Origin of the sequence: Chryseobacterium phosphatilyticum, assembly GCF_002899825.2 — a bacterium.
Lineage (GTDB): Bacteria > Bacteroidota > Bacteroidia > Flavobacteriales > Weeksellaceae > Chryseobacterium > Chryseobacterium phosphatilyticum.
Map to the genome: position 1 here is coordinate 1 of NZ_PPED02000116.1, position 441 is coordinate 441.

A 441-nucleotide genomic window follows, 5' to 3' on the forward strand; every position below is an offset into this window, starting at 1 on the left:
CCTACGGGAGGCAGCAGTGGGGGATATTGCGCAATGGGGGCAACCCTGACGCAGCAACGCCGCGTGAAGGATGAAGGTTTTCGGATTGTAAACTTCTTTTATTAAGGACGAAAATTGACGGTACTTAATGAATAAGCTCCGGCTAACTACGTGCCAGCAGCCGCGGTAATACGTAGGGAGCAAGCGTTGTCCGGATTTACTGGGTGTAAAGGGTGCGTAGGCGGCTTTGCAAGTCAGATGTGAAATCTATGGGCTCAACCCATAAACTGCATTTGAAACTGTAGAGCTTGAGTGAAGTAGAGGCAGGCGGAATTCCCCGTGTAGCGGTGAAATGCGTAGAGATGGGGAGGAACACCAGTGGCGAAGGCGGCCTGCTGGGCTTTAACTGACGCTGAGGCACGAAAGCGTGGGTAGCAAACAGGATTAGATACCCGGGTAGTC

At 52.4% G+C, this 441-nt stretch carries 1 rRNA gene; it reads left to right on the forward strand.

Annotated elements, in window-relative coordinates:
* A 16S ribosomal RNA gene (locus tag C1631_RS23745) occupies positions 1-441 on the forward strand; the annotation flags it as partial.